The following is a 21,945-nucleotide window of genomic DNA, read 5'->3' on the forward strand; positions in this document are numbered from 1 at the left end:
CAGGCGGCGCATACCCGCCTGCACCGGCAGGGCGCAGCTGCGCGGCAGCAGACGACTTGCGTCTTATGGAATTATGAGCCGCTGGGAACAGCGTCTTCCAGGACGGATGTGCCTTCGACAGCCATGCGCGGGTCATCGACGCGGCCGGGCATGGGCGGCAGCGGATCGCCCTTGACGAAGAAACGGTAGGCAGCGCTGTTCCTGTTGACCTTGCCTTCGTCGTCCTCGCCGCCCAGCAGAAGTGCTTCGGGCGAGGTTGTTCTGCCGGTCAGAACGATGAAGTTCGGATCATCCTCGATACCCTCGAACGCCAGCCCGCCATAGCCGCCGAGCAGCCTCAGAAGCTCGCGGTCGACGAAGAAGGCAAGTTTCTGATAACCGGGCCATGTGAAACCGATCCTGTCCCGCGTCCGCAGCCGGGCGTTCTTGCCGTCAACGTCCGGGCCGAAGGACGAATAGCTGCCGTCTTCGGCGAGGAAAATGTCCCAGATGTCGACATAGCGGACACGGCGATCCTCGGTCAGAGACTGGAAAATTGAGTTCAACTGCGTGAAATCCGCGTTGACGGTTTCCGTATTCGTCGGTGGCAGGCCCGCCCAGACGATGGGTTTCTTTTCCTGGCGCACGACCCGAACAAGCCCATCGACCTTCTTGCGATAGGCATCGATCCATTCCTGCGTCATGAATTCGACCGGCACTTCGCCCGGGAAGGGTTTGCCGAGATCCTGGCGGCCGATCATCACGACAACAGCCTTGACGTCGTCTCCGCGGATCTTGGCGAGCGCCCTCGTGCTCCAGTCCGGCGCCCCCTCACCCGCAAAGCCCGCCTTGTCCTCGGTGATCCGCTCGACGCGAATTTGCGGTTTTTCGGCAAAAATAAAATCAAGCCCGTCGGCAACGCCGCGTGCCATGCGGTCGCCGACAACCAGGATCACGCCTGCATTCTCGTCTTTCGCGACAGGTTCGTATTTCGGTGGTGTTCCGGCAGCGCGTGCCGGTGCCTGGCGTTTCTTGGTCTGTTGCTGGGGTTGCTGGCCCCGGCGCCGTTCCTTGCTGCCGAACAGCTTTTGCAGGGGAGAAAACGGATTGAAGCCGCGCAGCAGCCCGCTTTGCGCGACGACAATCTCCTTGTCTTCAGCCTGCTGGGCAAAGGCATCCGGGGACGGTCCGAAGGTCAGGCACAGCACGGCCACCAATGCAATCCTCATCAGATGCATCACCGCTCTCGTGCTGAACCTTGCCTTTCCGGCCATCAATGCCACCGCGAGTTTCCGCCTGTTCGTCTAACACAGATAAACCCAACAGCGCCGCAGGGGAAGCCACCAGATGCTTGTTGATTTGTGCAAGGCGGATATCAGCCGCCCTGCTTCACCTGCCTCAGCAACATGACCGACGCGTACCCGTCCGGCACGAGGCCGCGCGATTGCTGGAACGCCCGGATGCCCCGGCGTGTCGCCGGACCGACCTTGCCGTCGGCGGCGCCGACGGAAAAACCGCGGCTGTTCAGGAGGTTCTGCAGTTCGGCGGTTTCCGAACGGCTGAGCGGTTTATGATCCCGCGACCAGTCGCCCGCCAGGGGCCCGCCGCCGATCAGACGGTCTGCCAGGTGGCCGACGGCAAGGGCGTAGGCCGTCGCGTTGTTGTACCGCTTGATCACGTAGAAATTGCGCAGCATGAGGAAGGCTGGTCCGCTCGCGCCGGCGGGCAGCACCAGAACGGCCTTGTCGGAAGGCCGCGGAAACGCCCTGCTGTTGGAGCGGCCGATGCCGTATCTGCTCCACTCTCCGATCGTCAGCGTCTTCTCGCCATCGGCAAGGTGATAGTCGAAGCCGGACGGCAGCTTGACTTCGTAGCCCCATGTCTTGCCGGTCTGCCAGCCGTGTTTCTTCAGGTAGTTCGCGGTCGAGGCAAGCGCATCGGGAATGGATGTCCAGATGTCCCGGCGGCCATCGCCATCATAGTCGGAGGCATAGGCTTTCCAGCTCGACGGCATGAACTGGGTGTGTCCCATGGCGCCGGCCCACGACCCTTCCATGTCCTGAAACCGCACGTGGCCCGCCTGCACGATGGCAAGGGCCGTCACGAGTTCCTTGTTCCAGAAGCTCTTCCTGCGCGGTGCGGCATAGGCCAGCGTCGCAAGGGCCTGGATCACGTTGTGCCGGCCCATGAAGCCGCCATAGTTGGTCTCCATGCCCCAGATCGCCAGAACCGCTTCCCGGTCAACGCCGTACCGGCCTTCGATCTGCTGCAGGACAATCGCGTATTCCTCCAGCAGTTCGCGCCCCTTCTCGACGCGGGTATCGGAGACCGCGCTGTCCAGATAATCCCAGATCGGCTTCACGAATTCCGACTGCTTGCCCATCAGGCGGATCGTGTCGTCGTCGGGCTTCATCCCGGTGAAGACGGAATTGTAGGTCTGCGAGGAAATCCCGGCAGCCTTCGCCGTCGGCCAGAAGTCGCGTACGAACCGGTCAAACCCCGGATCGGCCTGTGCCGGTGCACTCACGGCGGCAAGTCCGGTTGCCAATACAGCGCAGCCTGCAAGCTGCCGAATTCGGGATTTCAAGACACTCAGTCCAGGCACCAAAGCCGTCACGTCAGCAGTCCGCCAATAAAAGCTCCGCATCGGGGCCTCCTTAAGCCCTGGGGCCGTTGCCCCTGTTCGTGTTCGCTTCTGCCCCCGCCCCATGAATGATCTTCGAGTGGTTACTGTACCGTTAATGACGGAACCTGAGACCGGCTTCGATCGCATTTTCGGTATAGTCGCTGCCGTCCTCGGAACTGTCGAACCTGCGATGCGTGTAATCGACGATCAAGGCCGTGTTGCGCGTCAGCGCGAATGTCACGCCGCCGAACCCGGTCAATGTCTTTTCTTCGATCGAAACGCCTTCATACGTCCTGTAACTGTATCCGACGCCTGTCTCCGCAACCAACCGGTCGCTGAAAGCGTGCGCCACCCTCAAATCTCCTGAATAAATGATCGAGCCACTGGAAGTGTCAATATCCGTCGCGACAAAGTTGGTTCCGAGCCCGGCCGTGACAGTCGTCAGCCGGGACGGCGACCAGACCAGCGATCCGTCGACGACAAGCCCGGAAAGAGCGTCCAGCCGATCGTCCTCGATGTCCTCGATACGCCACCCCAGGCCGATATTGCCCGTCACTTTCGGCCCGGACGCGATGCTCAGCCCGCTGCGCAACTGATAGCCGTTGGCATCACGCTTTTCGCACAGGCTGTCGCTGCACGCTTCGTCGAAGCGGCGAAGCAGCAGCGACCCTTCGACAAACGGCGTGAACACGCTGCCGGTATCCATGTCGAGCCTGAGATTGGCCGAGTAGAGCGTGTTGTCGCGACCGCTGTCGATATCGTCATCGGACGTGTAGACGATTCGGTCGAGCCCGACAAAGGCGGTTGCCGCGACAAGGCCGACGGCGCGCGTGGCGCCGAGATCGGCTGTAAAGGTCTGCACGTGATCGGCGCCTGAAGCTGTTGATTCGGCGCTCCCGTCTTCCTCGCGCGTATAGGTATAGGACACCCCGGTGTCGATCTGTGTCACGTCGTTGAGATCAAGCCTCAGGTCGGCTGCGGCCGACACGTTGCCGTCGTTGTCGTCGGTGTTTTCCGGATACCCCGTATAGGACCCGCGCAGGGAAGCGCCGAACTCGTGCCGCGACCAGTTCGACGTAAGCGCGAAGTCCGGAGAAATGCGGTAGAGCGCACCGGCCGTGCCCGAAGAGGATCGGGCGGTGTTGTCCGTCCAGCCGGTCGCAAGGGTGATCTGCGGCGTGAAGGTGAAGGATCCGAGGCGGATACCGCTCGGCCGGTCAAAGGCCGTGTCCCCGCCGAAGACACTGTCGTCGACGAGACTGTCGGACAGCGGCACCGCGCGGTCGACCGAAGTGATCCGGTCGGAAAACGGCCGGACCGGCGCAACCTGCCCGTTCGTGCCCAGGCCGGTCGAGCCGTCTTCGGCTTCTGCGCTGTTGAGCGTCCGGCGCAAGGCATAGACATCGGACTGGGCCGGATTGGCCTGCGTGCTCGCCTCGGCGGCGTCGGTTGCTCCTTCCCGGCCACCGGGCACATCCGTGCCGCGCAAGTCCGGCAGCGCCGTTTGCGCATGGGACGGCGCCGCCGCAAAAACGGTCAGGGAGGCAAGCAGGGGCAATAGGCGGCGCATTCAGGTATCGAACCGGTCGAAGTCTAGATCGGTTTCAAACTGACCAAACTTGGTTAATCCTTCGTTTCTTTTTTGCAAATTGACAAAGCGGCCGCCCCTTGCGGCGCCCGCTTGTGCGCGGCCCCCGTCTTCATCCACAACACATGCCGAAATCCACACGGGAAACCGCGCAAATGGAACAGCTTCCATAGATTTGGCGCAATCTGGGACGACAGAGGAGAAGAATGACGGAAATCCGGTACCGTTTGGCTCCTGCCGCTGCTTGATCCCCGCTGACGAGTGGTCTAGGTCATAACCAGTTCAGAAAAAGAAAGATCTTATGGCAACTCCATCCCCCGAAACCGTTTCCGATCAGACCTCGGACAAGCTGACGCAGAGCGTGGTATCTGCGGAGCGGACCCTGGAGACAGAAATCGCGGGATTGAGTGCCGTGCGGGCAGCGCTGAAAAACGGGCTCGCTGGCCCGTTCAAGCGCACCTTTGACCTGATCAGCAACAGCACCGGCCGCGTCATCGTCACGGGCATCGGCAAGAGCGGTCACATCGGCACCAAGATCGCCGCAAGTCTTGCGTCCACCGGAACGCCGTCCTTTTTTGTCCATGCCTCGGAAGCAAGCCATGGCGATCTGGGCATGATCGGCAACAACGATGTGGTTCTGGCCCTGTCCTGGTCCGGTGAGACGCAGGAACTGGCGAGCATCGTCAACTACACACGGCGCTTCAAGGTTCCGCTGGTGGCCATCACCTCCCGCGAGGACAGTGCGCTCGGGCGCGCATCGGACATTGTCCTGAAGCTGCCCGGCGTCGCGGAGGCCTGCCCGCATGGCCTGGCGCCGACGACATCCGCCCTCATCCAGCTCGCCATCGGCGATGCGCTGGCGGTCGCGCTGCTGGAAGGGCGCGGTTTCACCGCGCAGGACTTCCGTGTCCTTCATCCCGGCGGACGGCTCGGCGCCAGCCTGAAAACGGCCCGGGACATCATGCATTCCGGGGACAGGCTGCCGCTCGCGTCCGCAACCACGTCCATGAGCGACGGCATCGTGCTCATGACCCAGCGCGGGTTCGGTGTCCTCGGTGTGACGGATGAGCTGAACCAGCTGATCGGCATCATTACCGATGGCGACCTGCGGCGGCACGTTTCCGCGAACCTCCTGGACAAGACCGCGGGGGACATCATGACCCCGTCGCCGAAAACGGTCGGGCCGGACACCCTGTCGGCAACGATACTCGAACTGGTGAACAGCCTGTCCATCACCTCTGTTTTCGTGATTGAAGACGGCCGTCCCGTCGGCATCGTGCACCTTCATGATCTGCTGCGGATCGGCGCGGCCTGATTTTTTTGCCGAAACGCATCGGCAGCGACCGGTCACAAAACCGTCAGCGCAGCCAAAAAAGTTCGTTTTCCATGCACTTCGTCGAAGCGCATTAGGATTTGATTAGCCATACCAGTCTTAGACTGCACCCAAGTTTCACTGGCTGGAATGCCATAGACCTTGGTGTGTGATCAGAATGGATCTGGCGACCCTCATTGGAATCGTAGGTGCGTTTGGCATCGTGTTGACCGCTATTTTCCTTGGCGGCAGCTTCACGCAATTCGTCGACGTGCCCTCGGTCCTGATCGTGGTTGGCGGCGGCCTTGCGGCCACGCTTGTCCGCTTTCAGCTTTCGGACATCGCGACCGCGTTCGTGACCGGTTTCAAGGTTGCCCTGTCAGGCAAGGGCAACAGTCCGCGCGACCTGATCTCGGAGATCACCAATCTCGGCGAGATCGTCCGCAAGTCCGGCCCGCTCGGATTGGAAAACGTCGACGTCTCGGATCCCGTTCTGGCAAAGGGCGTGCAGTACATCGCCGACGGCTATGAGCTCGAATTCATCAAGGAAGCGATGGAACGGGAGCGGGACCTTCAGCTGTCGCGCCTGTCGGAAGGCAAGCGCGTGATGAAGGCGCTCGGTGATTCGGCGCCGGCCTTCGGCATGATCGGAACGCTCGTCGGTCTCGTGCAGATGCTCGCCAACATGGACGATCCGGCTGCGATCGGTCCTTCCATGGCCGTTGCTCTTCTGACGACACTTTACGGCGCCCTAATCTCGAACATCATCTGCCTGCCGCTCGTGGACAAGCTCGATGCGAAATTCGACGTGGACGAACTCAACCAGACGCTGATCATCGACGGTGTCTGCCAGATCCGCGAATCCAAGAGCCCCGCGCTCATCAAGGAAATGCTGGTGGCCTACCTGCCGGAGAAAGTACGCGCCGAACTGGTTGAGGCGGCTTAGCGGGCTAATCGAACGGACAGAAGCGCATGGCACGGAAAAAGCAGCAAGGCGGTGGCGGAGCTCCAGACTGGCTGGTCACCTTTGCCGATCTGATGTCGCTTCTGGTGTGTTTCTTCGTCCTGATCATCTCGTTTTCCATTCAGGACAAGGAGAAACTGCAGGTCGTCGCCGGATCGATGCGCGAAGCGTTCGGGGTCAAGGAAACCTCGCGCCGCACGGGCATCATCGAGGTCGAAGGCATTCCCATCCGGGAATACATGAAGGACATCAGCCAGGTCGAGCAGGAAAACGATTCCGATTTCTCCCAGGAGCGGCACGAGAAGCGCCGCAAACAGGGGCCGGAAGCCAACACGCATGACACGCTGGAAGCCGATATCGAGAAACCCCGCCAGTTCGCAACGGCAGCCGCTTCATTGCGCCAGGCCTGGCAGGAGATGCCGGAAATAACCGAGGTCTCGAGCAACATCATTCTGGAGGAGACCGAGGAAGGCCTGAACATCATGCTGGTCGACCAGGACGGCCGGTCCATGTTCCGCGAAGGCTCCAAATATCCCTACGAGACGACGCGGCGGCTGATCGCGAAGATGGCGCCGGTGCTGGCACGAATGCCCAACCGCGTCGAGATCACCGGACACACCACGGCGGGCCAGCAGACCAGCGACCCGAGCTACACCGGCTGGGACCTGTCGAGCGAACGCGCAAACGTCGCGCGCCAGATCCTTGCGGAATATGGTGTGCCCGAAGACCAGTTCTTCGCCGTTGTCGGAAAATCGGATACCGAACCGCTCTTTCCGAACGACCCGTATCTTGCCGCGAACCGCCGCATCGGCATCCTTCTGAAAGCCGAAGAGCCCCCTGTCCCGCCCGGCCACAAACTCTGAGTGCAGAACGTCTGCCCGGCGCGTTGCGTGCGCGCGTCCGGCAGCATCGAAACTCACCAGCCCGGGGCTGACGTGGTTCGCCCTAAAATCAACCACTCAAATCCACAGCCTCATCCTCTTTTGTCATCCCGGCCAAGCGCAGCTCAGAGCCGGGACCCACTCGTTTCCAGATCGGTTCGGATAGCGGCAGGCGCAGCCGTAACCCGTCGATTTCGCAAGCGGTGGTTAGAGGAGGCCACGGGTCTCACTTCGTTCGCCCGGGGTGACGATGGGGTGCGCTTGCGTCCTTGTGATTGGTCCCGCTTTGCCGCGTGGCTTTTCCGCAACCTGCGCCGTCCCGGACCTGATCCGGGACCTGAACACGGCTGGCGGGAGGCCCCGGCTCAGGGCCGGGGCGGCGAAATAGGTGCCCGCCCGTGTAGATTTTTATTTGCCCGTAAGGAATGACACGTTAATGATGACCCTCGTGTGGGGGACGTCCGATTCGAGAGACGTCCGGAATGTCGAGCTTTTCCCGTCAGCTTCTGCTAACCACCGTTTCCACCGGCGTGCTTGTGCTTGCGTTGAATACACCACCCGCGCGCGCCGATGAAATTGTTATCGACAGCCCCGAAACCACCACTCAATTCGTGGACGGAGATGACACGATTGTCATCACCGGGGACGGCAGCATCGCCACGGCAAATAACTTTGAGTCAGGTGTTCAAAGCACCGGTGACAGAAACACGATCACCAACGATGGCAATATCGACACGAACGGAAACTACGCGTTCGGAATCTTGAACACAGGCGCCAATAGCACAATCACTAACAGCGGTGATATCTGGACGGAGGGGGAGAACGCAGCCGGTATTTCCAATTTCGGTGGCAACACTGCAACAATCGCCAACGAGGGCAGTATCACGACAAATGATGAAAATGCGTTCGGTATCTTAAATACTGGTGACAATTCCAACATCACGAACAGCGGAACTATCCGCACCTATGGCTATGCTTCCGTGGGCATCCATAACTATGGAGCGAACAATGCCACAATCACCAACAGCGGCGACATCAGAACAGAGGGACAATACGCGGACGGAATTTACAACAGCGGAAACAGTACCACGATCCTCAATAGTGGGAGCGTTCTAACGATCTATGAGGACACGTTCGGGATTAGCAATGCGGGCGAAGCTTCACTTATTGTCAACAGCGGCGACATAGTTACCCAGGGAGAAGGCGCTGCCGGTGTTTACAATAGCGGCCAGGGCACATCCATCACCAACAGCGGCAGCATCAGAACAATCGAGTCCTACGCAGATGGAATTGCGAACACAGCAAATTACGCCAAGATCACGAACAGTGGCGATATTCGGACAGAGGGAAGCTATTCAGCCGGGTTATATAATTTTGGATATGATGCGACGACGAGAAATGAAGGCAATATCCATACAGGCGGGTTCAATTCACCCGGTATTGTGAACACAAAGCAAGGTACGGTCATCAACAACGGAACGATCCGAACGACAGGACGCAACGCCCATGGGATATACAACAGTAGAAACCAGCTTGTTGTGATTACCAATAGCGGAGACATCCGAACGAGCGGGGACGATGCGTACGGGATTTGGAACTACTACGGTTATGATGCGCGCATAACCAACAGCGGCGACATCCGAACAACCGGAAATGATGCTCCCGGTTTCTACAGTTACTACTCACACGGTACGGAATTCACCAACAGCGGTGTCATCATCAGCGAAAAGAGCCATGCGATCTATATTGGCAACGGTTCAGCCGGAACCACACTCAATCTCAACGCCCCCTCTTTTTTCGGCGGTGCCATCACCTTCGATTCCGAGACGACGCTGAACATCACCACCGGCGCCTCGCATTCGGTTCTCTGGCAGCTGCCGACGACGAATGTTGCGGGCGGTGAGGCCAATGTCTCGGGTCCTGTCCCCTGGTTCTATGACAGTACCACCGGCCAGTTCGCCACCTTCGACCCGACGGGCCTCACCGCCAGTTTCAACCAGATGGCCAACACCGCCAATATGCTCGGCCGCCTCGGGCGCTACAGCCTCAGGCAGGCGGGGCGCGGCGGGTCTGCGGGCGCGTCTTCTGCGCTCGCCTATGGCGATGACGGGACGCAAGGTTACGACAGCTTCGATGTGCTGCTGGCCACCAATTCCGGGCCGGACGCAGCTTACGGCCTCAAGGCCGGGTCCTTCTGGCTCACCGGCTTCGGCGGCGAGGCCAATTATGACGGCGATGAGACGACCCTCGATCACAGCATCGATCAGATCGGCGCGGCCCTCGGCTATGCCTGGCACCAGTCGCCGGACATGCACCTTGGTCTTATGCTCGGCTACATGAACGGCTCCATCACCGCGCAGAGCACCTGGGCGGAGTCTCAGGACATTACCAGCAACGGCGTCTTTGCCGGTGTCCATGGCGACCGGCGCTTCGGACGGCTGATCCTCGGGCTCGGCCTTGCCGGCGGCTGGCAGACCAGTGACAGCAGCCGCTTCGTCAACGACAACACCGCCCTCACCGGCGGTCTCACGCTTGGAGAGAGCACCGCCGACGCCTCCTATCACAGCTGGTTCGTGACCCCGGAAGCCGCGCTCTCTGCCGATATTGCACTCGGGCAGACCGGCATCGTGCTGACCCCGTCCATACGCGGGCGCTATGCCCTGCAGCAGACGGGCAGCTATACCGAAACCGGCGCTGCCGCCAATGCCATAGTCGACAGCCATACGTTCGGCGTCGCGGAAGGCGATTTTGAACTCGCGATTTCCAGAAGCTTCCAGCTCGTGACCCTCACGGGCCGGGCGGGTTATCTGCTGCGCAGTTCCACCGGCGATGATGATGTGCCGGTGACGCTGCTTGGCATCACCAATTCCATCGGTCTCGGCGAAACGGATCGCTCGGCTGCCTATCTCGGCGCCGGACTTGACCTGAACCTCGGCCCGCAGGCCAGCTTCACACTCGACGGTCAGGGATACCTTTCCGATGACGTTGACGCACTGGAGGGCATGGCCCGGTTTGCGATCAGGTTTTGATGGGGAGTATCGCAGCCCGCGCCGTCCCGGACCTGATCCGGGACCTGAACATGGCTGGCAGAAGGCCCCGGCTCAGGGCCGGGGCGGCGCTCGGGATTGCCTCGTCCTTCTTCTTGGAACGCGGTATTGCGTCGTGCACTCGACCAGCCGCAAGGTCGATAACCTCTCCCTGTGGGAGAGGTCGGCCTGCAAGGCCGGGTGAGGGATCAGAGCTATCAGCACGCCTCAGACGTTTGCCCCCTCACCCTGCCCTCTCCCCGGCGGGAGAGGGAAACCGGGGCGACGGTTGTTGGGTCAATTCCGTCTGTTTGTGCGAATGGCCCCGCAACCTGCGCCGCCCCGGACCTGATCCGGGACCTGAGCACGGCTGGAAGAAGGCCCCGGCTCAGGGCCGGGGCGGCGCTCGGGATCGCATGGCGCGGTTTGCGATAAGATTTTGATGAGGATTGCGGGGCGGTACAATTTAACGTGGGAGATGAACTTTGACCGAAGTCCAGAAAGGCACCTTGATCGAAGCCAGACCACAACCGGCTGGCACGAATGAAGCAGCGTCATCTGCAGATGCAGGCGCCGAAAGTCCGGCGCCAACGGAAACGCAACAGGAAAAGCTGGACATCTCCTGTTCATCGGGTCTCTCGAACTGGCTGCTCAGGAACAACTGTTCCATCGTCTTCACATCCTACCAGACCGGCCAGGTTTTTTTTGTCGGCGTCATGCCGAACGGCTCGCTGTCGTTTCATCAGCGCAACTTCCAACGCGCCATGGGTCTTTGGACAGATCCGGCAGCTCAGAGCCTCTACCTGAGTTCGCTTTTTCAGCTCTGGCGTTTTGAAAACATGTTGCATCCGGGCGAGGTCGCCAACGCAGATCACGACAAGTGCTACATTCCGAGGCAGTCATTCGTCACCGGGGACGTGGACGCGCACGATGTCGGAGTCGATGAAGATGGCAGGATCGTCTTCGTGAACACGTCCTATTCCTGCCTTGCGGTTCCCGACCCTGTCTATTCCTTCCGCCCGCTCTGGAAACCGCCCTTTATCTCAAAACTGGTGGCCGAGGACCGCTGTCACCTGAACGGCCTTGCCATGGAGGCAGGCCAGCCGAGATATGTGACCGCTGTCTGCCGTTCCGACGTCCTCAACGGATGGCGGGACCGGCGCGCGGAGGGTGGTATGATCATGGACGTTTCAGACGACACCGTGCTGACCGAGAACCTCTCCATGCCGCATTCGCCGCGGCTTTACGACAACCGGCTTTACGTCCTCGATTCCGGCCGCGGCAACCTGTGCCGGGTCGACCAGAGCTCCGGGACATTCGAACCGGTTGCTTTCTGCCCCGGCTTCCTGCGCGGGCTCGCCTTCCGGAACGGCCACGCCATCGTTGGACTTTCCCTTCCCCGCGACCGGTCGTTTTCCGGATTGGAACTCGACACGGCCCTGAAGGAAAAGGATGCAGACCCCTGGTGCGGTATTCAGATCGTCGATCTGAAGTCTGGTGGCGTCGTCGAATGGATTCGCCTGTCGGGCGGCATCCGCGAGCTCTTCGATGTCGCTGTGCTGCAGAACACCCGGTGCCCGATGGCGCTCGGATTTGTAGGAGACGACATCAGAAGAACGATCCGCTTCGGCGAGGAATTCGCCGAGTTCAAAAGGCCGGTCCCGGCAGACCGGTGATCGACCCGGTGCCAGCAAAAACGCCGCACCTGTCCGGCCGCCTCCGCGCCTGCGCCGCCCCTCAGGATCGGGACCGCGTATCCGCGGCGTCCTGGACCTGATCCGGGACCGGAGCAGCGCCTTGCAGGAGGCCCCGGCTCAGGGCCGGGGCGGCGATCAATTCACAGTCCCATGCGTCACAAAACGATCCTCATCCTGAGGAGCACGCTTGCGTGCGTCTCGAAGGATGGGCGGCAAACACTTTGCCGTCAGTGTGGCTCTTACTCGACTTGCGTAACCACCAGCCTGGCACCGTCGATGGACTCCACGCGAACCTTTGTTCCCGCCGGCAGGTCCGGGCCGGTGATGCGCCAGATCGTGTCGTCGATGGACAGGTTTCCCGCGCCCTCGCTGAGCGGTTTCTGCAGCGTGAATTCCCGCCCGATATAGCGGCTGCCGCGCTGATTGAGGCCGGGATCGCCGGCCTCGGACGCGAGCCTGCGCATCATCCGCCGACCGATCAGGAGGCTGACGATCGACAGGATCAGGAAAATGCTGACAAGCACCTGCCAGCTCGGATCGAAGATCAGCGCAACAACGCCGACGGCGAGGGCGGACAGCCCGAACCAGAGGAAGATGCTACCCGGTGCGACGATCTCCAGACCGAGCAGAAGCAGGCCGAGGACGAACCACGTCCAGGGCCCGAGCGCACTGATCGTGTTTTCGATGAGCGTCACGAGGAACCTCCCTCCGGACGGCCCGTATTCGGAATGCGGGACGATGTGCGGTCTTCCTGCGCCTTGTCGCCGAAGGCCTCCTTGGCAATCTCGCCGATCCCGCTCAGGGAGCCGAGCAACGAGGTCGCTTCCATCGGCAGGATCAGCGTTTTCTGGTTGCGGGAAGTCGCCAGGGCCTGGAACGCCTCGACATACTTGTTGGCGACGAAATAGTTGATCGCCTGGACATCGCCCGAAGCGATGGCGGCACTGACCATCTGCGTTGCCTTGGCCTCGGCCTCTGCTTCCCTCTCGCGGGCCTCCGCATCCCGGAACGCGGATTCACGCCGGCCTTCAGCCTCGAGGATCAGCGATTGCTTTTCGCCTTCCGCCTGCAGGATTTCCGACTGCCGCTTGCCTTCCGCTTCCAGGATGGACGCGCGCTTGTCGCGTTCCGCCTTCATCTGGCGTGCCATGGCATCGACCAGGTCCCGCGGCGGGTTGATGTCCTTGATCTCGATACGCGTGATCTTGACGCCCCAGGGTTCGGCCGCTGCGTCGACGACGCGCAGGACCTTCGCGTTGATTTCATCGCGGTTGGAAAGAAGGCTGTCCAGGTCCATTGATCCCATGACCGAGCGGATATTCGTCATCGTCAGGTTCAGGATCGCATTCTGCAGCCCGAGGACCTCATAGGCGGCACGCGCCGCATCCAGCACCTGATAGAAGGTCACGCCGTCGGCGGTCACGGTCGCGTTGTCGCGCGTAATCACCTCCTGGGACGGCACATCGAGAACCTGCTCCATCATGTTGAGCTTCTGGCCGACCGTATCGATGAACGGAATGATGAAGTTCAGACCCGGCGACAGCGTCTTGCGGTATTTGCCGAACCGTTCGATCGTGTAGTTGTAGCCCTGCGGAACGGTCTTGACCCCTGCGAAAAACACCAGGATGACGAGAACCACGAGAGCGATCAGGACAATACTGGCTCCATCGATATCGATTGGCATGAATTTCTCCTGTAGACGTCTGGATTTCCGCGGCCACTATGCTCTTTTTGCGTGAGTCGTTCCAGCGCAATTCAGGGTACAAAGCGGCAGGAACACCGCGCTTCCCACCCCTTTTTTCGCGAGTTGGGGCGCAAAACGGAAAAGCTCGGCCGGTCGGCCGGCCGCGTTCGCGTGAATAGGTTCGATGTGGTTCCTGCCGGGCGGCGGCGGATCGCCTCAGAGCCAGCCGCCGAGTTCGCGCCTGACGATATGCTCGATCACGTCCATGCCCAGTCCCGTGTCGTTGAGACAGGGAATGTGGGTGAAATGCTCACCGCCGGCTTCCTCGAAGATTTCTCCGGCTTCCCCGGCGATTTCCTCCAGCGTCTCAAGGCAGTCGGCAACGAAGCCCGGGTTCATGACGGCGACCTTGGAGACGCCGTCCTTGGCGAGCTGTTCAACGGTCTTGTCCGTATAGGGCTGCAGCCATTCTTCGGGTCCGAACCGGGACTGGAATGTCACGCGCAGCTTCTGCTCGTCCCAGCCGAGCACATCGCGCATCAGCCGCGTCGTCTTCATGCAGTGGCAATGATACGGATCACCGCGCTTGAAATAGGATTGCGGAATACCGTGGTAGGACGTCAGCACGACGTCTGGTTCGAAATCGAGCGTGGCAAGATGCTCCTTTACGGAGGTTGCCAACGCGGTCACGTAGACCGGATCATCGTGATAGGGCGGTACGGTCCGGATCGCGGGTTGCCAGCGCATCTCCAGCAGCGTCTTGCAGACGACATCATTCACCGTCGCCGTCGTCGTTGCCGAATATTGCGGGTAGAGCGGAAACACCAGGATCCGGTCGCAGCCCTCCTCCTTGAGCGCCTTCAGCTTGTCGGGAATAGAGGGCTGTCCGTAACGCATCGCCCAGTCCACCTTCAGCCGGTCGCCCTCACCCGACATCACCTCAGCCAGCTTGTCGGACTGGCTGCGCGTGATGGTCCTGAGCGGAGATTCATCTTTCTCGTGGTTCCAGATTTCGTCATAGGCCTTGCCGGACTTGCCCGGTCGGGTCATCAGGACAATGCCGTAGAGGATCGGATACCAGATCGCCCGCGGCCATTCGATCACGCGTTTGTCGGACAAAAATTCGCGCAGATATCGCCGCATCGGCCAGTAGTCGGTCGCGTCGGGGGTGCCGAGATTGACCAGGAGCACACCGACCTTGCCACTCTTGACGGGCGGGTGATCCCCGGGCAGATGCAGTTTGCGGTATTCGGCAGCCTTGTCGGCCACCTTGTCAGCGCTCAGCGGTGCGGTTGGTTGAACGTTCATCGGCTCGGCGTGTCCCTCAGCGGAAAATCCTCTCATGCCATACATAGGCCAACCTGCGGTCAAGGCCAATGCGGCATAGCGCTTACGCTGGACAAAGGCGCCGGATCACATGGAAACAGCATCTTGAACCGGCGAACGGCCAAAGGTGTTTGACCTTATAGCCCGAAATACCGGCTGCCACATGAGTTTCACACAGTCCGGGTCATGCCAAGGCTCGACCCTGGCATCCATGCCGCCGCGTTGCGTCCCGAAAGGCTTCACTGTTTTCGAAACGGAGCGGCATGGATTGCCAGATCAGGTCTGGCAATGACGAAGGGATAAAACATCGATTCCCTCCATCGTCACCCCGGGCGAACACCGTGAGACCCGGGGCCGGGGAGCCCCGGCGTTTGGGGAGAGGCGGAGCAAGCACCTCGGGTCCTCTTCCTCGCCGATCCCGGCTCGCGCTACGCTTGGCCGGGATGACGATACCGCGGGGTATGCCGTCTTTCCGGGAAAACACGTGACAGACCGACCCCCTGGCAACCCTCCCTCTTCCGGGTCATGCCATTGCTTGACCAAGGCATCCATACCGTTCCGTTTCTTCCTGAAGGGCTTCACTGTTTTCGAAACGGAACGGCATGGATTGCCAGATCAAGTCTGGCAATGACGAAGGGATAAAACACCGATCCCCTCCTTCGTCACCCCGGGCGAACGAAGTGAGACCCGGGGCCGGGGAGCCACGGCGTGCCGGAAGGAACGGGGAAAGAACCTCGTGTCCTCTGCCTCCCCGATCCCGGCTCGCGCTACGCTTGGCCGGGATGACGATACCGCGGGGTATGCCGTCTTTCCGGGATATCATCCGACAGATTGAACCCCGGGCAAACCTTCCTCTCCCGGGTCATGCCATGGTTTGACCATGGCATCCATGCCGTTCCGTTTCTTCCTGAAGGGCTTCACTGTTTTCGAAACGAAGCGGCATGGATTGCCAGATCAGGTCTGGCAATGACGAAGGGACAAAACATCGATTCCCTCCATCGTCACCCCGGGCGAACACCGTGCGACCCGGGGCCCACTCTGATCAGCGCTTGCGCAAAAGACGGGTTCCGACCGCCACTTCACCATTGCCGTACCGCACTGGAAACGAGTGGGCCCGGGTCTACGCTGCGCTTTTCCCGGGTGACGATCGGGCGTGTCCCGCTTCACATTGCCGAAACCGGGCGACCGGTTCCCTCACCCGTATTCGCGTTCATCGGCGATCACCTTGCCGTCGTTGGGCAGGGCCCCCGGCGGAACGATTTCAACGTCTCCCTTGAGGCGGGTGACCTCCTTGAGCGTCATGGCGACCCGGTCCGTCAACCCATCCGCGCTGATATCCGTTTCCACTGAGAGCGTCATCGCGTCGCTTTCGCCCGCACGACTGACGGCAAGCCGGGCCTTGCTGACTTCCGGATGCGCCGCGACGATCTGGGCGATCTGCGCGGGATCGACGAACATGCCCTTGACCTTAGTGCGCTGGTCCGCGCGGCCCATCCAGCCCGCAAGCTGCATGTTGGTGCGTCCGCAGGACGACCGGCCCGGGATGACCTTGGAAAGATCGCCCGTTCCGAACCGGATCAACGGATAGAGCGTGTTGAAATTGGTCACGACCAGCTCGCCGACTTCGCCGTCGTCCACCGGTTCGCCGGTTCCCGGCCGCACGATCTCGACAATGAAGTCCTCGTTGACGACCATGCCGGTTCGGGCTTCGGTCTCGTAGGCGATGACGCCGAGATCGGCTGTTGCGTAGCACTGGGCAACCTGAATGCCCTGATCCTCGTAGTCCTGCCTCAGGGACGGAAACAGGGCGCCGCCGGAGACAAGCGCCTTTTTGATGGAGGAAACATCACGGCCCTGTTCCCGCCCCCGGTGGAGCAACACCTTCAGATAGTCAGGCGTGCCCACGAAACCAGAAGGCCTCAGAACCTCGATGGCCTCGACCTGCGTGTCCGTGTTGCCGACCCCGGCGGGAAACACGGTACAGCCGAGCGCAATCGCGCCGTGGTCGAGAATGAACCCGCCCGGGGTCAGATGATAGGAGAACGCATTCAGAACCGTGTCGCCCTTGCGGAATCCGGCAGCGAACAGGCTGCGTGCGCCGTTCCACGGATCAAGACCCGGTGCCTGCGGCTCCCAGATGGGTCCGGGAGACATGAAGACACGCGCGGCTTCGGAAAGCTCGCCCGCCAGAAATCCGCCGAAAGGAGGATCGGCTTTCTGCCGTTCCATCAGGTCCGACTTGCGCAGGATCGGCAGGGCGGCCAGGGACACGCGGTCGACGATGCCCGCAAGATCGCACCCTTCCAGATGCGAGGCCCAGCCGGGTGCCCGGCGCATGGCATGTGCCATGAGTTCCGGCAATCTGACAAAGAGATCCCGTTCGCGCAAAGCGGGGTCCTGCCGCTCGCGCGCATCAAACTGTTGGTCGCTCATGGTCGTCTCCGCGTCTATGGCATCCGGGTCACATGCCCGTCAGGCCAGCCAGCGCTTCCTTCGCTTGTAATGTTTGACATTCCGGAACGAGCGGCGTCCTTCACCGCCGACGCCCAGATAGAATTCCTTCACATCCTCGTTTTCGCGCAGCGCCTTTGCATCGCCGTCCAGCACGATGCGGCCGGATTCCAGGATGTATCCGTAGGTCGCGTATTTCAGCGCGACATTGGTGTTCTGTTCCGCCAGCAGGAAGGACACGCCTTCCTTTTCGTTGAGCTGGCGGACGATCTCGAAAATCTCTTCCACCAGCTGCGGCGCAAGGCCCATGCTGGGTTCATCCAGCAGGATCATCTTCGGCCGGCTCATCAGGGCGCGCCCGATCGCGCACATCTGCTGCTCGCCGCCGGACGTGTAGCCCGCCTGGCTCTGGCGGCGTTCTCTCAGCCGCGGAAAATAATTGTAAACCATCTCCAGGTCGGCCTTGACCGCCGCATGCCCGTCCTTGCGCGTATAGGCACCGGTCAGAAGGTTCTCCTCGATGGACAGGTGGCCGAAACAGTGCCGTCCTTCCATGACCTGGATGCAGCCGCGCCGGACAAGCTCGTTCGGCGACAGAGCCTGGACCTCGTCCTGGTCGAACAGGATCGAGCCTTTCGTGACTTCGCCGCGTTCGGCGCTCAGGAGATTGGAAATCGCCTTGAGGGTCGTTGTCTTGCCTGCGCCGTTCGCGCCCAGCAGCGCCACGATGCCACCCTTCGGCACCGTCAGCGACACACCTTTCAGAACAAGGATCACGTGGTCGTAGATGACCTCGATATTGTTGACCGAAAGGATCGTGTCCGCAGTGTCCGCCGCACCGTCCGAACCGTTCTTTTCTACATCCAGCAATGCCATTCAACTCTCTCCTGGGATGCTCCGCCGCGCAGGGTGCGCGGCGGAACGGACTGCCTGGTCAGTTCGGGCAGGGTTCGGTGCGCTCCGGCCACGGCGCGTTCTTTTCCGCGTACTCGGCAGCAGCTGCCTCGAGAAGCGGACGCACGATGTCGGTCATCGGCTCGATCCAGCCGGATGCCTGACGCCATTGCTGTCCGTCCCACTCCTGGATGAAGACGGGATGGCTTCCTGCGTGGTCGTCACAGGTGACTTTCATCGGATGCGCGAAACCGGCAAGGCCGAGTTCCTTCAGACGCGCTTCGTCGAGATTGAGCGCTTCCAGCCCCATCCGCATGTCTGCACCGGTGATGACCTTCTTGCCGGTCAGTTCCTGTGCGGTGCGGATGCCCTCGGCGATGATGACCGAGTTCAGGACGCCGCGGTTATAGAGCGTGCCGCCGATCGAACTTGCGTCCGTTGAGCTGAGCCCGGCATCGATGACGTGTTTCTTGATGTCATCGAGAGCAGGGAAGTCGCTGCCGACGCCGGAGAAGTTCATGGCCTTGTAGCCCTTGGCGCCTTCACCGCCCGCTGCGGCATCGTCATCGCCCGCGGACCACCAGACGCCGATGAACTTGTCCATCGGGAAACGGATCTTGACGGCTTCCTTGATGGCGGTCGGGTTCATCGCGCCCCAGCCCCACATGACCATGTAGTCGGGACGGTCCCGGCGCACGTTCAGCCACTGCGACGACTGGTTCTGCATTTCCTTGACACCGACCGGGTACTGCAGCAGCTCGAAGCCGTATTTCTCGGCAAGCTGCTCCAGCAGCGGGATCGGCTCACGGCCATAGCCGGCATCCAGGAAGATGTAACCGATCTTCTTGCCCTTGAGGTTGTCGAGACCGCCTTCCTGCTCACCGATATACTTGATGACGACGGACGCGCCATCCCAGTAGGTATCCGGCACGTTGAAGACCCACGGGAACGTGGAACCGACAGCCGCCGCGGACAGGCCGTAGCCCATCGACAGGACCGGGATCTTGTCAACGCCCGCTTTCGGGATCAGCTGCAGCGTGATGCCGGTGGAATACGGATTGTAGACCAGAGCACCCTTGCCCTTCGTTGCCTCGTAGCACTCGACGCCCTTCTGGGCGTTGTAGCCGGTCTCGCATTCCTCGAGCTCCAGCTTGACGCCGCCTATACCGCCGTCGCGCTCGTTCAGCATTTTCAGGTAGTCATGCATGCCGTTGGCAATGTGAATGCCGGAAGCGGCAAACGGACCGGTGCGGTAGGTCAGCAGCGGCACATAATTGCTGTCTTCAGCCTGAGCGACCGTGGTTGTGGCAAGGCCGGAAAATCCGACCCCGAGCGCAACAGCGGTTCCCAGCGCAATTTGCTTGATGCGTTTCATGTTTCTCCTCCCATGCGGTTCCGGACCATCCGGCACCGCCAGACCTGTTGCGCCATTCCTCTCCGGACCGGTCCAAATCCGGATGACGTTCAAAATGACTGGCCTCCTAGTAGGGGAAGGGCCAGACCCTGAGCTTCTGCTTCGCGATCTGCCAGAGCCGCGCAAACCCGTGCGGCTCGACGATCAGGAAGAAGATGATGAGGGCGCCGACGATCATGAACGTGACATGTTCGACCGTTTCGGCAGCCAGGTTGATCCCGATGGTACCCGGAATGAACTTCAGGAACACCGGCAGGATCCAGATGAAGGCCGCGCCCATGAACGATCCGCTCAGGCTGCCGAGACCACCCAGGATCACCATGAACAGGATCTGGAAGGACAGCGCGATCGAATAGGACGACGGCTCTGCCGCATTCAGCCAGAAGAACACCATCATGGCGCCGGCGACGCCGCAGATATAGGACGAGACGGCAAATGCCATGAGCTTGGTCTGCAGCGGACGGATGCCCATCAGCTCGGCGGCGATGTCCATGTCGCGGATCATCATCCAGGAGCGCCCGATGCGTCCGCGCAGCACGTTCGCCATCAGGAAGGCGATCAGCGCGGTGATGCCGAGTACGATGAAATAGCGCACAATCGGGGTCGCCTCCGCACCGGACACCACGACACCGAATGCCTCGCGATGCGGGATCTCGATCGCACCGGACGCGTTGTCATTATAGAGCCACGGGATGCGGATGAAGCACCACTCGAGGAAGAACTGGGCGGCAAGGGTCGTCACCGCGAGATAGAGCCCCTTGATGCGCAGGCTCGGCAATCCGAACACCGCCCCGATCGCTGCCGAGAACACGCCCGATAGGAGCACCATCAGGATGACGTTGGCGTCCGGGAAAATCGTGGTGAGCTTGTAGGCCGCGTAGGCACCCACGCCCATGAAGGCACCTGTGCCCAGGGACAGCTGCCCGCAAAAACCCGTCAGCACGTTCAGACCGATCGCCGCCAGCGAAAACACCAGGAACGGGATCATGATCGACGTCAGGAAAAAGTCATTGGCAAAGGCCGGTATCACCACGAAGGCAATAGCCAGGATAAACATGAGACCGACCCGGTCCTGCAGGATCGGCATGAGCGCCTGATCCGCCTTGTAGCTTGTCTTGAATTGGCCAGCTTCGCGATAGAACATTCTTTATACCCGCTCGATGATGCGTTCGCCGAAGAGGCCCTGCGGCCGGAACAGGAGGAAAACGAGGGCAATGATATAGGCAAGCCAGGACTCGATCCCGCCGCCGACAAGACCGCCCCAGTAGAGCTCGCCGATCTTCTCGCCGAACCCGATGATCAGACCGCCCACGATGGCTCCGGGAATGGAGGTGAAGCCGCCGAGGATCAGCACCGGCAAAGCCTTGAAGGCCACGATTTCGAGCGCGAACGAGACGTCCGAGCGCGCGCCCCACATGATCCCGGTCGCAAGCGCAACGAGGCCTGCCGCGAACCAGACGATGGCCCAGATCTGGTTGAGCGAGATGCCGACCGAAAGTGCCGCTTGGTGATCATCGGCAACAGCCCTGAGAGCCCGGCCGATCCGCGTCTTGTTGAAGAAGATGCCGAGCGCCGCCACCATCAGCACCGCGATCACCGCCGCGGCGATATCGATATGCTGCAGGATGATCAGACCGCGCTCTCCGAACTCGATCGCGGTCGAGCCGGTCGGCAATCCGAGTTCCTCGGTGATCATCTGCTTCGGCTCACCGCCAAAGACGAATTCTCCGAACCCGATCAGGAAATAGGTCAGGCCGATGGTCGCCATGAGCAGGATGATGTCGGGCTGGTTGACCAGCGGCCGCATCACCACCCGTTCCACACCATAGGCCAGGATGCCCATGGCACCGATGGTCAGGGCGAGGGCCAGATAGGCGGGAACGCCGTTTTCGTTGAGGCCGACCAGCGTCAGGCCGGCGAACACCACCATGATGCCCTGGGCGAAGTTGAAGACGCCCGATGCCTTGAAGATCAGCACGAACCCGAGCGCAATCAGCGCATAGAGGATCCCTGCAACGAACCCTTCCCAGAGAACCTGGAGGAAGAAATCCGGCATGTCGTACATCTGCACGAAGGGATCGATGAAAATGTCGTAGAGCATCG

At 61.0% G+C, this 21,945-nt stretch carries 16 protein-coding genes; 5 read left to right on the top strand and 11 right to left on the bottom strand.

The window, feature by feature from the left end; genetic code table 11:
- Nucleotides 1-71: 71 nt before the first annotated feature.
- The 3 genes from ACO07N_RS04380 to ACO07N_RS04390 all read right to left on the bottom strand — a co-directional run bounded on the left by ACO07N_RS04380 (nucleotide 72) and on the right by ACO07N_RS04390 (nucleotide 4,175).
- Nucleotides 72-1,208 carry a DUF459 domain-containing protein gene (locus ACO07N_RS04380; protein ID WP_421979850.1) on the bottom strand — a complete coding sequence of 379 codons (1,137 nt, stop codon included), beginning with the start codon at nucleotides 1,206-1,208 and terminating at the stop codon, nucleotides 72-74.
- Nucleotides 1,209-1,354: 146 nt separating this feature from the next.
- Nucleotides 1,355-2,575 carry a lytic murein transglycosylase gene (locus ACO07N_RS04385; RefSeq protein WP_421984378.1) on the bottom strand — a complete coding sequence of 407 codons (1,221 nt, stop codon included), beginning with the start codon at nucleotides 2,573-2,575 and terminating at the stop codon, nucleotides 1,355-1,357.
- Nucleotides 2,576-2,717: 142 nt separating this feature from the next.
- Nucleotides 2,718-4,175 (bottom strand): outer membrane beta-barrel protein, encoded by a 1,458-nt coding sequence (locus tag ACO07N_RS04390; protein ID WP_421979851.1) that lies wholly within the window; start codon nucleotides 4,173-4,175, stop codon nucleotides 2,718-2,720.
- Nucleotides 4,176-4,494: 319 nt separating this feature from the next.
- On the opposite strand from ACO07N_RS04390, the gene ACO07N_RS04395 reads away from it, so the two are divergent.
- From ACO07N_RS04395 to ACO07N_RS04415, 5 genes are all read left to right on the top strand, one after another.
- Entirely contained in the window at nucleotides 4,495-5,508 is a 1,014-nt protein-coding gene (locus ACO07N_RS04395; protein ID WP_421979852.1) for a KpsF/GutQ family sugar-phosphate isomerase, read from the top strand.
- A 175-nt stretch (nucleotides 5,509-5,683) separates the two neighbouring features.
- Entirely contained in the window at nucleotides 5,684-6,451 is a 768-nt protein-coding gene (locus tag ACO07N_RS04400; protein ID WP_421979853.1) for a motility protein A, read from the top strand.
- Between the two features lie 26 nt (nucleotides 6,452-6,477).
- Nucleotides 6,478-7,332, top strand: a complete 855-nt coding sequence (locus tag ACO07N_RS04405; RefSeq protein WP_421979854.1) for a flagellar motor protein MotB — start codon at nucleotides 6,478-6,480, stop codon at nucleotides 7,330-7,332.
- A gap of 500 nt (nucleotides 7,333-7,832) precedes the next feature.
- A complete protein-coding gene (locus tag ACO07N_RS04410; protein WP_421979855.1) occupies nucleotides 7,833-10,379 on the top strand; it encodes an autotransporter domain-containing protein in 2,547 nt (848 codons plus the stop codon).
- Between the two features lie 482 nt (nucleotides 10,380-10,861).
- On the top strand, nucleotides 10,862-12,052 hold the full coding sequence (locus ACO07N_RS04415; RefSeq protein WP_421979856.1) for a TIGR03032 family protein: 1,191 nt from the start codon (nucleotides 10,862-10,864) through the stop codon (nucleotides 12,050-12,052).
- Nucleotides 12,053-12,312: 260 nt separating this feature from the next.
- On the opposite strand, the gene ACO07N_RS04420 is transcribed toward ACO07N_RS04415, so the two are convergent.
- The 8 genes from ACO07N_RS04420 to ACO07N_RS04455 all read right to left on the bottom strand — a co-directional run bounded on the left by ACO07N_RS04420 (nucleotide 12,313) and on the right by ACO07N_RS04455 (nucleotide 21,943).
- Nucleotides 12,313-12,768: an NfeD family protein gene (locus ACO07N_RS04420; RefSeq protein ID WP_421979857.1), complete on the bottom strand. Its 456-nt coding sequence runs from the start codon at nucleotides 12,766-12,768 to the stop codon at nucleotides 12,313-12,315.
- The gene (locus ACO07N_RS04425) at nucleotides 12,765-13,745 is read right to left on the bottom strand and encodes an SPFH domain-containing protein (RefSeq protein ID WP_421984379.1); all 981 of its coding nucleotides are present in this window, start codon (nucleotides 13,743-13,745) and stop codon (nucleotides 12,765-12,767) included. The genes ACO07N_RS04420 and ACO07N_RS04425 overlap by 4 nt, the downstream gene beginning before the upstream one ends.
- 228 nt (nucleotides 13,746-13,973) lie before the next feature.
- Nucleotides 13,974-15,065 (bottom strand): ferrochelatase, encoded by a 1,092-nt coding sequence (hemH, locus tag ACO07N_RS04430; protein WP_421979858.1) that lies wholly within the window; start codon nucleotides 15,063-15,065, stop codon nucleotides 13,974-13,976.
- 1,212 nt (nucleotides 15,066-16,277) lie between these two features.
- Nucleotides 16,278-17,516, bottom strand: coding sequence for a phenylacetate--CoA ligase family protein (locus ACO07N_RS04435; RefSeq protein ID WP_421979859.1), 1,239 nt, complete (start codon nucleotides 17,514-17,516; stop codon nucleotides 16,278-16,280).
- 39 nt (nucleotides 17,517-17,555) lie between these two features.
- Nucleotides 17,556-18,410: an ABC transporter ATP-binding protein gene (locus ACO07N_RS04440; RefSeq protein ID WP_421979860.1), complete on the bottom strand. Its 855-nt coding sequence runs from the start codon at nucleotides 18,408-18,410 to the stop codon at nucleotides 17,556-17,558.
- 58 nt (nucleotides 18,411-18,468) lie between these two features.
- On the bottom strand, nucleotides 18,469-19,803 hold the full coding sequence (locus tag ACO07N_RS04445; protein WP_421979861.1) for an ABC transporter substrate-binding protein: 1,335 nt from the start codon (nucleotides 19,801-19,803) through the stop codon (nucleotides 18,469-18,471).
- A gap of 106 nt (nucleotides 19,804-19,909) precedes the next feature.
- Nucleotides 19,910-20,986 (bottom strand): branched-chain amino acid ABC transporter permease, encoded by a 1,077-nt coding sequence (locus ACO07N_RS04450; RefSeq protein WP_421979862.1) that lies wholly within the window; start codon nucleotides 20,984-20,986, stop codon nucleotides 19,910-19,912.
- A gap of 3 nt (nucleotides 20,987-20,989) precedes the next feature.
- Nucleotides 20,990-21,943 carry a branched-chain amino acid ABC transporter permease gene (locus tag ACO07N_RS04455; protein WP_421979863.1) on the bottom strand — a complete coding sequence of 318 codons (954 nt, stop codon included), beginning with the start codon at nucleotides 21,941-21,943 and terminating at the stop codon, nucleotides 20,990-20,992.
- Between the last annotated feature and the right edge of the window lie 2 nt (nucleotides 21,944-21,945).

The organism is Roseibium sp. (assembly GCF_965229775.1).
In the GTDB taxonomy this organism is placed as follows: domain Bacteria; phylum Pseudomonadota; class Alphaproteobacteria; order Rhizobiales; family Stappiaceae; genus Roseibium.